Annotated in this window: 11 protein-coding genes; 1 reads left to right on the top strand and 10 read right to left on the bottom strand. The window is 64.3% G+C overall.

What is annotated here, in order from left to right:
- Positions 1-6: 6 nt before the first annotated feature.
- The 10 genes from M2343_RS01200 to uvrB all read right to left on the bottom strand — a co-directional run bounded on the left by M2343_RS01200 (position 7) and on the right by uvrB (position 12952).
- Positions 7-276: a hypothetical protein gene (locus tag M2343_RS01200; protein ID WP_264575292.1), complete on the bottom strand. Its 270-nt coding sequence runs from the start codon at positions 274-276 to the stop codon at positions 7-9.
- Positions 277-281: 5 nt separating this feature from the next.
- Entirely contained in the window at positions 282-842 is a 561-nt protein-coding gene (locus M2343_RS01195) for a type 1 glutamine amidotransferase domain-containing protein (RefSeq protein ID WP_264571009.1), read from the bottom strand.
- Positions 843-993: 151 nt separating this feature from the next.
- The gene (locus M2343_RS01190; RefSeq protein WP_264575291.1) at positions 994-2997 is read right to left on the bottom strand and encodes a TonB-dependent receptor family protein; all 2004 of its coding nucleotides are present in this window, start codon (positions 2995-2997) and stop codon (positions 994-996) included.
- A 40-nt stretch (positions 2998-3037) separates the two neighbouring features.
- The gene (locus M2343_RS01185; RefSeq protein WP_264575290.1) at positions 3038-3661 is read right to left on the bottom strand and encodes an SCO family protein; all 624 of its coding nucleotides are present in this window, start codon (positions 3659-3661) and stop codon (positions 3038-3040) included.
- Positions 3648-4118, bottom strand: coding sequence for a copper chaperone PCu(A)C (locus M2343_RS01180; protein ID WP_264575289.1), 471 nt, complete (start codon positions 4116-4118; stop codon positions 3648-3650). Before M2343_RS01180 ends, M2343_RS01185 begins: the two co-directional genes overlap by 14 nt.
- Before the next feature lie 67 nt (positions 4119-4185).
- Complete coding sequence (locus M2343_RS01175; RefSeq protein WP_413716036.1) at positions 4186-4572, bottom strand: DUF2946 family protein; 387 nt, start codon at positions 4570-4572, stop codon at positions 4186-4188.
- Between the two features lie 91 nt (positions 4573-4663).
- On the bottom strand, positions 4664-5905 hold the full coding sequence (locus M2343_RS01170) for a DUF445 domain-containing protein (protein WP_264575287.1): 1242 nt from the start codon (positions 5903-5905) through the stop codon (positions 4664-4666).
- 131 nt (positions 5906-6036) lie between these two features.
- A complete protein-coding gene (locus M2343_RS01165) occupies positions 6037-9177 on the bottom strand; it encodes an efflux RND transporter permease subunit (RefSeq protein ID WP_264575286.1) in 3141 nt (1046 codons plus the stop codon).
- 97 nt (positions 9178-9274) lie between these two features.
- The gene (locus M2343_RS01160) at positions 9275-10468 is read right to left on the bottom strand and encodes an efflux RND transporter periplasmic adaptor subunit (RefSeq protein WP_264575285.1); all 1194 of its coding nucleotides are present in this window, start codon (positions 10466-10468) and stop codon (positions 9275-9277) included.
- A 288-nt stretch (positions 10469-10756) separates the two neighbouring features.
- Positions 10757-12952 (bottom strand): excinuclease ABC subunit UvrB, encoded by a 2196-nt coding sequence (uvrB, locus tag M2343_RS01155; protein ID WP_264577464.1) that lies wholly within the window; start codon positions 12950-12952, stop codon positions 10757-10759.
- A 229-nt stretch (positions 12953-13181) separates the two neighbouring features.
- Here uvrB and M2343_RS01150 point away from each other — a divergent pair, with 229 nt between their 5' ends.
- Positions 13182-13736 carry a DUF3617 domain-containing protein gene (locus tag M2343_RS01150; RefSeq protein WP_264575284.1) on the top strand — a complete coding sequence of 185 codons (555 nt, stop codon included), beginning with the start codon at positions 13182-13184 and terminating at the stop codon, positions 13734-13736.

Raw genomic sequence — 13736 nt, 5'->3', positions numbered from 1 at the left:
TTTGGGCTAGCCTTCCGCCCGGCGCCGGCCGGGCCGCAGCAGGTAACGCCACACCCCGACGAGATTGATGACGAGCAGCACGATGTTCTGCACGCCGATGCCTTCGCTCTCCGGCTGGAGGAAACCCCAGCCGATCAGCGCCATGGAGCTGGTGACGAAAATCACCATCGCCCAGCCCGTCCATAGCCTGCCGAGATTGAGCGACACGATGAGCGCGGCCAGCGTCGCCGCGGCCGCGCCATAATATTGTAAGGCTGTCAGCAAGCCCTCAGACATGCAGGTCAGGCCGCATCGACATGACGACCTTCAGCAAATTCCTCGATGATTTTGGCGCAGAAGGCGTCCAGATCATCCGGCGTGCGGCTGGTGACGAGGCCGTTGTCGACGACCACTTCCTCATCCACCCAATCACCACCGGCATTTTCGATATCGGTCCTGACGGTGGGGTAAGAGGTGAGCGTGCGCCCCTCGACCACATCGGCCTCGACCAGCAGCCACGGACCATGGCAGATCACGCCGATGGGTTTGCCAGCCTCGGCGAAGGCGCGAACCAGATCCACGACATCATCATCGCCGCGCAGCTTGTCCGCGCCGACGCTGCCGCCGGGGATGATCAGACCGTCGAAGTCATCGACAGACACATCGGCAACCGCGCGATCCACAGTGTAGGTGCCGCCGGGGTCGAGATCATTATTGTTGGTCTTGGCTTCACCCGTCTCGATGCCGATCACGGTGACGGTGGCGCCCGCCTTGGTCACGGCATCGCGGGGTTGGACAAACTCGGGCTCTTCCGTGCCGCGCGGCGCGATGAGGATCGCGATGGATTTTCCTTCCAGACTCATAGGGTCTCTGCCTTTCCTTGCGTTTGGGGATATTCCGGACAACGCACCGGCAGGCGATCCGAGCCCGAAGGACATGCAAGACAGGCTGAACCGAACCAATCATGCGCCGGCGGCGGAGCAGTCCCTCCGCCGCCGGCGCCCTCATTGAGGATCAGAAGCGCGCGCGCACGCCACCGTAAACCGCGCGGCGCTCGACCGGGTAATAGATCGCGGAAGTTCCCGTGGCAGCGATCACTGCCGAAATGTCGCCAATCGCCTTCTTGTCGGTGATGTTCCGCACGTCGAGGAACAGGTCGACCCCGCTCGTCAGCGTCGCGCCAGCCGTCAGGCCAAGCAGCGCATAGCGGGGCGTGCGCGTGCTGTTGGCGTAATCGGCAAACGCCCCCTGCGGCACCCATTCGAGATTGGGCGCGACATTGAGCGCCGCCGTCCCGATCCGTACTTCACTGCGCAATACATTCAGCGGCACCACCGGCAGGCGGTTGTTCCGGAAAACCGCGTCGTTGACGAAGTGGAAGTCCGAATATTGCCAGATCTGGCGCAGGCGCAGCCAGGGGGTCGGCGCGAGGCTGACGGCGGCCTCGATGCCACTGTGCCGCGTGCGATCCGCGTTGAAGGTGGCGGCCGGAACGGTGGTGCCATTGGGGGAATATTGCAGCAGCTCATCGCGCAGGGTGGCACGGTAGGCGGTGATATCCCAGCTCACCATGCCCGCCTGCCCGCGGGTGCCGATTTCCGCCGTCCAGGCCGTCTGCGGAGCGATGGCCGCAATGAGCGTGCTGACCGGCGGCGTGCCGACGCTCTGGAAGACCTCCCCGAAGCCCGGGAATTCCGCCGAGCGGCTGTAGTTGGCGAAGAGCTGGATGTCCGGTGTCGGCTCGATGAGCACGCCGAATTTGGGCGAGAATTCACTGAAGGCGAGGCGCCCGCTCTGCCCCGTGGAGACCAGCACGGTCCGCTTGCGGAAGCCATCGGCATAGATGCCACCGGCAATCAGCGTGACGCCCGGCACCGGTTGGAGGCGGGCCTCGCCATAGACATTGGCGGTGCGCGCGGTCTGATCGGCATCGAAGGTCAGCGCCCCACGTTGCCCATTCACATTCCGATACTGGCGCGCCCGCGTTTCGCCATGGCGGAACTCGCCGCCCAGGGTGAAGGAGAGAATGCCGGCATCATGGTCCAGCCGGGCGAAGACGCCCCGGTCGGTCGATTTCTGATCGATCACTTCATAGATGGGGTGGAACAGATCCTTCATGTTGAGGAAGGCCCCGACATCGAGCCGGGTCTGCCCCCAATCGAAGCGGGTGCGGTTCTGCAGGCGGATCGAGTCGATATCCCGCCCCTGATCGCCGCTGAAATTTCCCTTTTCCGGATTATTCAGAACATCCGTAGCGGCAAGCGCACCGGGCAGGTCCTGACGGATGCGGTTGAGGCTCGCATAGAAGCGCGTGCTCACAACGTCGGACAGAGCGAGGCCGACATTGCCATGGACGCGCATGCTCTCGCGATGGGCGTGCTGGCGGTCGCCATCCGAGGTATCGGCGCTCATGCCGACCCAATAGTCGGCCGGGCCACTGTTGCCGCCATAGGCCGCCAGCCCCCGGACTGTCTCGAAGCTGCCGGCATCGGCGCGCAGATACAGGCCGAGCGCGTCCTTGCCCGTCGGCGTCACGCCATTGATCGCGCCGCCCAACGTGCCCGAGCCGAAGCGCAGGGCGTTGGCGCCACGATAGACCTCCAGCCGCTCGAAGAAGATCGGGTCCAGTTCCTGAAAATCGCCATTGTCATCGGCGAGATTGATCGGCGCGCCATCCTGCAACAGCGTGATGCCGCGCATGTGGTAGCCGCGCGAGAGGCCCGAGCCGCGAATGGAGAGGCGAACCTCCTGCCCGTAGCGCGGCTGGGTGTAGACGCCCGGCGAAAAGGCGAGCGTATCGCGCAGCGAGACGATGGTCTTGTCGGCATAATCCTCGTGCCGGACGACATCGGTGCCGCCCGGCGTGGCGCGGGCGAGCCGCTCGGCTTCCTGCGTTTGGGACTGGCCCACGACGATGATGGTGCGCTCGCCATCGGCGGCGGCATCGGCAGCCTCCTCGGCAAAAGCGGGCGTGGCCATGGCGAGCATGGTTGCGAGAGCGATAAAGGACGTTTTCATGATGATGTCTCCCCCCGTTCGGGGCCTGAAATATTGTGGGTCAGGCGATCAGGCGGCGAAGTTCGGCAAGGGCCGCATCTTCGCTATCCTGATCGCTCAGCAGGGATTGCAGGCGCCCGTCGCGACCCATGAGGATGACGAAGGCGCTGTGATCGATGGTGTAATCGCCGCCCTCCAGCGGGATCTTCTGGTAGAAGACCCGGAATGACTTCGCGGCGTCGGCAATCTGCGTTGGCGAACCGGTGAGGCCGAGAATGGGCGTGCCGAACAGATCGACATAAGCACCCACATCGGCCGGCTTGTCATGGCCGCTATCCACCGAGACGAAGACGATGCGGAACTTGTCCCCATCCTTGCCCATCGCCTTGCGCAGATGCGCCATGCGGCTGAGCGTCGTCGGACAGATATCCGGGCAACGGGTGAAGCCGAAGAAGATCGCATAGGGCGTGCCCTTGAGCGTCTGCGCGGTGACCGGCTTTCCATCCCTGTCGACCAGCGAGAAATGCTGGCCCACATCGGCCGGCGCCCCCGCAATCACTTGCGGTGGACCTTGGGTGACGAACCGTAGGGCCAGCAGAATACCAAGGCCAAGGGCAGCGAGCGCCACCAGCAGCCAGAGCCACAGACGAATGCGGGCCAGCCGGCGCGGATCAGTGTCCGCCATGGCTGCCTCCATAAGTGACGGCCTCGACGGCGAATAAGACCTGCACCTTGCCGGCGCGGGCGAAGTCGAGCGTGACGGGAATGGTCTCGCCGCGCACCAGCGGGCGCTTGAGGCCCATGAACATGACGTGGAAACTGCCCGGCTTGAGCGTCACCGAGCCGCCGGCCGGGATCGGCAGGCCGTGCTTGAGCGGCCGCATCCGCATGACGCCGCCCTCCATGCTCATGCTGTGGACTTCGACGCGGGCGGCCACGGGGGTACTGCCTCCGATGAGCCGCTCATCCGCACGGGCGCTGTTGGTGATGGTGAGGAAACCGCCACCCGCAGACTGCCCACGCGCGGTTTCCGGCGCCCAGGGTCGATCGATGGTGAGGCCGTCCTTCTTGACGCCCTGCGCGGTGGCAGGTGCCACCAAAGCTGCGGCGAAACCCGCCGCGATCAGGATAGGAATTTGCATTGTGAAGCACTCCGACATGCCCGCGCGTAACGACGCGCCGACAGGACCGACAAATCAGCTCAGATTGTCAGGCGTTGGCCGGAGGGCCGCGTAATGGGGGACGGAGATAGGTCTCATGCCGGGGCAGCCGCAGATCGGGCTGCAGCAGGGCCGTCGCGAAGATGAACGCCAGCGCGGCTTCAAGCACGACCGGATCGGTTGCGGCAAGCGCCTGAGCCGTCAGGCCGCCGAAGGCGCAGGTCTGATCCGATTGGGTCTGCGGCGTCTTGTCCTTGCCCTCGACGGGAATGTGCAGCGTGATCGGCCCGGCCCCGCCGGACGAGCACAGCTCGACGGTGAGCGTCTTGCCACTGACGACGGGCATGAAGCCCGCCGGCATCAGCGCCTTGAACAGCAACGCGAGGCCGAGCAGCGTGGCAGCCCAGCAGCGGTGCGAAAGAACAAGGCGGCGCATATGCAACACGGCCGCGCTCCTAATCCCCTCCGCCGCATTTGTCACCCGCGAACGGATAAAACCTTATAGCGCCCGCGCAGCGGCGGATTTCCTAGAACAAATAGCTGAGGCTGTGCAGCGTGAGGCCGACCAGACCGCCGACGAGGGTGCCGTTGATCCGGATATATTGCAGATCGCGCCCGACCGCATTTTCCAGGCGTCCGGTGATCGTTCGCGCATCCCAACTGCGGACGGTTTCGGAGACCAGCAGGACGATGCTGTCGCCATAGCGCGCCGCCGTGCCGACCGCGACGCGCCGGGCGAAACGATTGACCACATGCTTGAGCGCGGGATCGTCGCGGAGCGTTTCGCCGAGCTGGCGCACCACCTCGCCCATCCGCCCGGCGAGCGCCGCCTGCGGATCACGCGCAGCGCGGAGCATGGCCTCGCGCGCGGCCTGCCAGATGCCATCCAGCCAGCGCTGCATGGCCGGGTTGGCGATCATTTCGTCGCGGATGCGGTCGACCCGCGCCTGCATCTTGGGGTCGGTCTGGAGATCGTCCGCAAGAGTCGCCAGTCCCTCCTCCACCTTGGAGCGCAGCCGGTGCTCGGGGTCGTCAGCAGCCTCCTGCAGCAGCCTGTCCAGCCCGTCGATGATCTTGTTGGCCAAGGTCTCGTCGAACCCCGTGAAGCGCATGATCTTGCCCGAGCGCTCATGCACGATCTGGCGGATGAGTTCGCGATTGGCTTCCAGCGTCCGCGCCCCCCAGCGGATCAGGGCGTCGAGCACCGGCTGGTGACGCCCGTCCTTCATGGCGGCGGCGAGCAACTGGCCCAGCAGCGGCGCGGCATTGAGCTGGCCGATGCGCTGGACCAGCACGCCCTTGAGCATCCCGCCCAGCCGCTCATCGTCCAGCGCTTCCAGAGAATCGGCCAGCAAGCGCGAGGCACCGCGCCGCAAGCGTCCATCACCGGCGGCTGGCGCCGCCAGCACGCGCCCGGCCGCGCCGGCGACATCCAGCCGGCCCATGCGGCGAGCGACGACGGCGGGGGTAAGGAAATTATCGCGCAGGAAGACGGCCAGCGTATCGCCGATGCGATCCTTGTTGCGGGGGATGATCGCGGTGTGCGGGATCGGCAGGCCCAGAGGATGACGGAACAGCGCAGTGACCGCGAACCAGTCGGCCAATCCGCCGACCATGGCCGCCTCGGCGAACGCCCGGACGAAGCCCAAAGCCGGATGCAGGTCCTCGAACCGACGCGCCGACACATAGGCAATCGCCATCACGACCAGCAACCCGGTCGCAATGATGCGCATCTGCCGCACGCCGCTATGTACGGGAACCTTGATCATGCGACGTCTCTAGCCGACTGCTGCCCCTGGGTCATCCGGCAAGGCATCGCGCGGCCGGTCCATCCCGGCACGCGAACCAAGCCGCTGCCGGAAGAAGTCCCGCCAGCGACAAGAGTTCCTGAAACCCCTGCTTATTCGGCTGGCAGAGCGGCCTCGCCCTTGCCGTCATAGGTCAGCACCCGGCGGCGCAGCCACGGGCCGATCCGCTTTTCCACGCCATCAGCGAGGCTGAACGCAGCCGGCACGATCGCGAGGGTGAGCAGCGTCGAGAGGATGAGGCCGCCGATCACGGTGATGCCCATCGGCGAGCGCCAGGCGCCATCACCCGTGAGCGAGAGCGCGGTCGGCACCATGCCGGCGGTCATGGCAACTGTCGTCATCACGATCGGCTGGGCGCGCTTGTGGCCGGCTTCCATGATCGCCTCGAACTTGGGCACGCCCTTGTCCATCTCCTCCAGCGCGAAGTCGATCAGCAGGATCGAGTTCTTGCCGACGATGCCCAGCAGCATGAGCAGGCCGATATAGACCGGCAGCGAGAGCGGCTCGTTCATCACCAGCATCAGCAGCAGGCCACCCAGGGGCGCCAGCGCCAGCGAGCACATGTTCACCAGCGGCGAGATGAAGCGTTTGTAGAGCAGCACCAGGACCGCGAAGACCAGCAGCACGCCAGAGGTCACGGCAATGACGAAGTTCTGGATCAACTCCTCCTGCCAGCGATCGCTGCCGACAGCCTGATTGCTCACGCCCTGCGGCAGGTTGCGCATGGTCGGCAGCTTGTTGATCGCCTCCATGACAGGACCCTTGACCGCGCCCTGCGCCAGATCCGCACCGACGAAGATGCGGCGCTGCTGGGCATAACGCTGGATGGAGGTGGGCCCGGAGCCGAAGCTGATCTCGGCGACGCGGCTGAGCGGCACAGTGCCGCCGCCCGCCGTGGGGACAGGCAGGTTCTCGATGTTCGAGAGGTCGCGCCGCGCCGATTCCGGCAGCATGACCCGGATGGGCACCTGGCGATCGGACAGCGAGAATTTCGCGCTGTTCTGGTCGATATCGCCCAGTGTTGCGATGCGGATCGTCTGGCTGAGCGCGGACGTCGTGACGCCAAGTTGCGCGGCCAGATCAAGCCGCGGACGGATGATGAGCTCCGGCCGCTGCATGTCGGCATTGACGCGCGGCGCCACCACACCGGGCAGGCTCTTCATCTCTTCGGCAACCTTCGTCGCCGTCTCTTCCAGAAGCGCCGGGTCAGAGCCGGAGAGCATCACGGAAATATCGCGTCCCGTGCCGAACCCGCCCTGCTGGGACGCGAACGAGACGCGCGCGTCCGCAATTTCCGCAAGGCGCGGCGCCAGTTCGCGCTCGAACTCGATGCTGGTCCGCTTGCGGTCCTTCTTGAGCGTGATGAAGATACGGGCGTTGCCCTCGCCGACGTTCGCCATGGCGGTATCGACTTCCGGCTGCTTGTTCAGCAGCTCGGTCACCTGATCGGCAATGGCCTCGCTCTGACGGAGCGTGGTGCCCGGCACTGCCTCGATATTGATCCGGCTGAAGTCCTGATCGGCATTGGGCTCGAACTGCTTGGGCATCGAGACGAGGAGGATGACGGTCAAGGCGAAGGCCGCCAGACCAAAGCCCATCATCCAGACGCGATGATCGAGGAAGCGCGCGCGAATCCGCCGCCCCAGCCCACCGCCACGGGCATAAGCCTTGGCCTTGCGATCATCGAGCGCCCAGCCAAGCAGGCTCATATAGCGATCCATGAGCCAGCCTTCGCCATGCTTCTCCTCGCCATGATGTTCGAGGAAGTAAGCAGCGACCAGCGGCGTGATCATGCGCGCAACGGCAAGGCTGATCAGCACGGCGATGACGACCGTAAAGCCGAAATTCTTGAAGAACTGACCGGTGATGCCGGGCATCAAGGCGACCGGGAAGAACACCGCGACGATGGACATCGTCGTTGCAACCACCGCGAGGCCGATCTCGTCCGCCGCGTCGATGGAGGCCTGATAAGCCGTCTTGCCCATGCGCATGTGCCGCACGATGTTCTCGATCTCCACGATCGCATCGTCGACCAGCACGCCGGCCACCAGACCGAGCGCGAGCAGGGACAGGGAGTTCAGGTTGAACCCCATCAAATCCATGAAATAGAAGGTCGGAATTGCCGAGAGCGGAATGGCGATCGCGCTGATCACGGTGGCACGCCAGTCGCGCAGGAAGATGAACACCACGATGACGGCGAGCACCGCACCCTCGATGAGAGCGTGCATCGAGCTGCTATACTGGCTCTTAGTATAGTTCACGCTGTTGAAGCGCTGGTAGAAGCGAATACCGGGATTTTCTGTCTCAAGCTGCTTCAACACCTTGAGCGTTTCATCGAAGACGCTGACGTCCGATGCGCCCTTGGCGCGCTCGATGGAGAAGTTGACGACCTGCTTGCCGCCGACCTTCGCCAGGCGCTTTTGCTCGCCATAGCCATCGGTCACGCTGGCAATGTCCGCCAGCAGGATCGTGCGGCCGTTGCCCAGCGATATCTGGGTCTGGCCGAGGCTGTAGGCATCCTGCGCATTGCCCAGCACGCGCACCGACTGGCGCGAGCCGGCGATCTCTGCCTGACCGCCCGCCGCGTTGACGTTCACCTGACGCAGCGCCTGATTGACCTGGGACGCCGTGACACCGAGCGACTGCATCTTGGCCGGATCCAGCGTCACGCGGATCTCGCGATCGACGCCGCCGCCGCGCCCGACGCGCGCCATGCCTTCGATGCCGAGCAGGCGCTTGGCCACCGTATCGTCGACGAACCAGCTCAGCTGCTCGATCGTCATGTCCGAAGCCTGGACCGAGAAAAACGCGATCTCGGCGCCGCCGACTTCGACCTTCTGGACGAACGGTTCGAGAATGCCATCGGGCAGATCGCTGCGGATCTGGTCGACCGCGTTCTTCACTTCCTGGGTCGCGACGTTGGAATCGACGCCGATCTGGAACTGGACGAAAGTCTGGCTCGATCCTTCGCTGGCCGTCGACTGGATTTCATCGACGCCATTGATCGATCGCACCGCCGCCTCGACGCGCTGGGTGATCTGGGTCTCGATTTCCGTCGGCGCGGCACCCGGCTGCGTGATCGTGACGTTGACGGCCGGAAAATCGATGTCCGGATTGTCCACGACGGCCATGCGGCTGAACGCAATGATGCCCGCCAGCAGCAGGCCGATGAAGAGCACGATCGGCGGCACCGGATTGCGGATGCTCCAGGCCGATATGTTGCGAAGACTCATCTCGTCTGTCCTGCCAATCTAGCGTGTGACGGCCGCCACAAGCAGCGGCGCCCTGTTAGACGTCGCCCGTTAGACGTCGCTTGTCAGGCGTCGCCGGTCAGCCGCCAGCCCTTCCGTCCGTTGCACTCTTCGCGAGCCGGGGCTTGACCGTCTCGCCCGGGCTGAGGAAGCCGCCGGCATAGAGCACGACGCGCTCCGAACCATTGAGCCCCTGCACCACGGCAATGCCCCGCGTCGTCACCGCACCTGTCTTCACCGACCGGCGCTCGACCTTGTTATCCTTGCCGACGACGTAGACATAGCTGCCCTTCGGGTCGCTCTGAATCGCGGACTCCGGCAGGACTGCTGCCGACACGCGCTCCATGGCAATTTCCGCATTGGCGAAACCACCCGGACGCAGCGCGGCATTATAAGGCACGGCGATGCGGACGATGCCTTGGCGCGACGTCTGGTCGATCACCGGCGCGATCTGCCACACGCGGCCCTCGAAGCTCTGCGTCATGCCGACAGGCGTCACGCGTGCCACGGCGCCTTCGGACAGCAAGGCCAGCTCGTCTTCGGAGAGCAGTGCCTTCATTTCCATTTCGCCTGCGCGCGCGATGCGGAACAGCACGGCACTGCCGCCGGAGACGACCTGACCCGGCTCGACCGAACGCGTGAGCACCAGCCCTGCGGCGGGCGCGCGAATATCCAGCCGCCCGACCTGCGCGCGCATCTGGTTGAGCTGCGCCACCGCCACATTGACCCGGGCCACGGCAGCATCGCGCGTCGCGGTCTTCTGGTCGATGTCAGCGCGGGACACGAACCCGTCGCTCACCAGCGCCTTGGCGCGATCAAGATTGTTCTGGGCCAGCTTGGCGTCGGCCCGAGCGACCTGCACGGACGCTTCGAGCTGGGAAATCTGCTGGGCCTGCACCGACCGCTCGATGGTCGCGAGAATCTGATTCGCGCCGACCCAGTCGCCCGGCTGAACATGAACGGCGACCACGCGGCCACCCTCGCCAACCACGCCGACGGGCATATCCACCCGCGCTGCCAGCGAGCCGGTGGCATTGGCGGTGCGCGTCACGGCTTCCTGCGCGGGCACGGCGACGGTGACGATTGCCACCTGGCTGACCTGCTCGCCCTGATCGCCCGAACCGCCGAAGAATCGATAGGCCAGCATCGCGATGACCGCCAACGCGACCAGCGCGCCAACGACCAGCAGCAGGCGCCGCCGCTTCTGCCGACTCTCGGCCTCTTCCGGGTCCACACTGGACACGCCGTATTTCATGTTCGCTTCATAGTTCATGAGTTTCGCCGCCTAGGCGCCCCTTAGCTCGAACTGTATTACATGAATAAGTCACTATCGACAAGCGGGATTATACCCACCTTCTCGCAGCCGCAACACCCTGTGTTCACTTCGCTTTCTAAGCTGAAGACCTTACAGGACAGCAGCATGAATGAACGCTGAGCAAAAGCGATGCTCGGCGGATGCGCCTGCATGAAATCCGAGTGTTACAGCGGTGCCGGCTTGTAGACTTCGTCTACTTGCTGTCAAACGAAATTGAGCAGCGAAAAGTCTCCGCCGCTTGCAAGGCTAGCGCCCCATTTTCCGCTGCGTCTTGCCGTAGCGCATCTTGCGCGTGCCGGGTTTGCCCTCCGTTGCGCGGCCAAGATAGCGCCCGGCATTGGCGGTGACTTGCTGATCGACGGGGAGCCCCAGTTCCTCGGCTTCCAGCTTGCGGATCTGGTCGCGCAGGCGGCCGGCTTCCTCGAACTCGAGATCGGCAGCCGCGGTGCGCATCTTCTTTTCGAGATCCTCGATATAGGCGCGCAGATTGTGGCCCACCATGTGCGGCGCATCGTCGAGGCCGGTGTCGACGGTCACCTGATCCTTGCTGGCGACATGGGCGATGATGTCGCCGATCTGCTTCTTCACGCTTTCCGGCGTGATGCCATGCTCCAGATTATAGGCGACCTGCTTTTCGCGGCGACGATTGGTTTCGTTGAGCGCGCGCTCCATCGAGCCTGTCATGCGGTCGGCATAGAGGATCACACGCCCATCCACATTGCGGGCGGCGCGGCCGATCGTCTGGATGAGGCTGGTTTCCGAGCGCAGAAAGCCTTCCTTGTCGGCATCGAGAATGGCAACGAGCCCGCATTCGGGAATATCTAGGCCCTCGCGCAGCAGGTTGATGCCCACGAGCACGTCATAGACGCCCAAGCGCAAGTCGCGGATCAGCTCGATGCGCTCCAGCGTCTCGACATCGCTGTGCATGTAGCGGACCTTGAGGCCTGCCTCATGCATGAACTCGGTCAGATCTTCGGCCATGCGCTTGGTGAGCGTGGTCACCAGGGTGCGGTAGCCCTTTTGCGCGGTCAACTTGGCTTCATGGATGAGGTCGTCCACCTGATCCTCGACCGGCTTGATCTCCACCGGCGGATCGATGAGGCCGGTCGGGCGGATGACCTGCTCGGAGAAGGTGCCGCCGGTCTGCTCCATCTCCCAGTTGCCGGGCGTGGCCGAGACGCTGACCGTCTGCGGGCGCATCGCGTCCCATTCGTTGAAGCGCAGCGGGCGGTTGTCGATGCAGCTTGGCAGGCGGAAGCCATATTCGGCGAGCGTCACCTTGCGGCGATGATCGCCCCGCGCCATCGCGCCGATCTGCGGCACGGTCTGGTGGCTCTCATCCACGAACAGGATCGCGTTTTCCGGTAGATATTCAAACAGCGTCGGCGGCGGCTCGCCCGGCAGGCGGCCGGTGAGAAAGCGCGAGTAATTCTCGATGCCCGCGCAGGAGCCCGTGGCCGCGATCATCTCCAGATCGAAATTGGTGCGCTGCTCCAGCCGCTGCGCCTCCAGCAGCTTGCCTTCCTCGACCAGTTCCTTCAGCCGCTCGGTCAGTTCGTGGCGGATCGCCTCCATCGCCTGCTTGAGCGTCGGGCCGGGGGTGACGTGGTGCGAATTGGGGAAGACCTTGACGTAATCGAGGCTCGCCGCCTTCTTGCCGGTCAGTGGATCGAACTCGACAATCTCCTCGATCTCGTCCCCGAAGAAGCTGATCCGCCAGGCATTATCCTCATAGTGGCTCGGGAAAATCTCCAGATTGTCGCCCCGAACGCGGAAGTTGCCGCGCGCGAAGGCGGCATCGTTGCGCTTATATTGCAGCGCCACGAGCTTGCGGATGATCTCGCGCTGATCGGCGCTCTCGCCCTTTTTGAGGCTGAAGGTCATCGCCGAATAGGTTTCGACCGAACCGATGCCGTAAATGCACGAGACGGACGCAACGATGATCACGTCATCGCGCTCCAGCAGCGACCGGGTCGCCGAGTGGCGCATCCGGTCGATCCCCTCGTTCACGCTCGACTCTTTCTCGATGTACGTATCCGAGCGAGGCACATAGGCCTCGGGCTGGTAATAATCATAATAGCTGACGAAATATTCTACCGCATTGTCAGGGAAGAAGCTCTTGAATTCCCCATAGAGCTGCGCGGCGAGGATCTTGTTGGGCGCCAGCACCAGCGCGGGGCGCTGCACCGCCTCGATTACCTTCGCCATGGTGAAGGTCTTGCCCGACCCGGTGACGCCGAGCAGCACCTGATCCTTCTCGCCAGCCTCGGCCGCCTCGACCAGCTCGGCAATGGCCGTGGGCTGATCGCCGGCCGGCTGATAATCGCTCACCAGCTTGAAACGCCTGCCCCCCTCCGCCTTTTCCGGCCGTGCCGGACGGTGGGGAACGAAGGACTGGTCGGTCTGGGGTTCAGCCAGATTTGTGCGGATTTGGATCGCCATAGGGGGAATATGGCGATTGTGGCCGCCGGCGGCAATGGGGCGGAAGAACAAAGCGGGATCGACGATGACTGGGCCCGCCATCATGATATGGGGTGAGCGTCAATCAGGCTTTTGCCACCGATCCGTCCGTCGTGCCGTTCTCGAGCTTGCCCTGCGGAGGCTAAAGCGCCATCACCGGCCGGACGAGCTTGGACACACAGGTGCCGGGCCTTGCGAAGAGGACATGCCCATGCGCGCCGTTTTTCTGATCACCCCTGCCCTTCTTGTCCTCTCCGGCTGCGACAGCGGCCCGAATGTCTCGGCGACCAACGCGACGCCCGAGGAAGTGCAGCAGCAAGTGGCGGCTGCCGGCGGCGATGGTGTCATGGTCAGCCCCGGCCGGTGGGAAGGCCAGATGACGGTGCAGGAGATCGAGATGCCCGGTCTGCCCGCCGAAGCGCGTGATCACATGAAGGCGCAGATGGGCGCCGGGCGAAGCTTCACCAGTTGCGTGACCGAAGAGGATGTGAAGGAGCAGAAAGCCTTTTTCACCGGCGAGCACGACAAGAGCTGCAAATATGATCACTTCACGATGAAAAATGGTAAGATTTCCGCCCTACTCAAATGCGATGGCGGCGCGCAGGGCCGCATGGAAATGAAGATGGACGGCGAATATGCCCCCGACCGCTACCGGATGGAAATGGCCTCAAAGGCCCAAGGCGGGGACGCCGCAGGCGAGATGACGATGAAGATGACAGTGGACGCCAAGCGGGTCGGCGCCTGCAAGGGAGACGAACAGGGCTGA

Source organism: Sphingobium sp. B8D3B, from assembly GCF_025961875.1.
In the GTDB taxonomy this organism is placed as follows: domain Bacteria; phylum Pseudomonadota; class Alphaproteobacteria; order Sphingomonadales; family Sphingomonadaceae; genus Sphingobium.
Note: the sequence above shows the minus strand (reverse complement) of the source record. Positions and strands in the feature narration are given on the sequence as shown.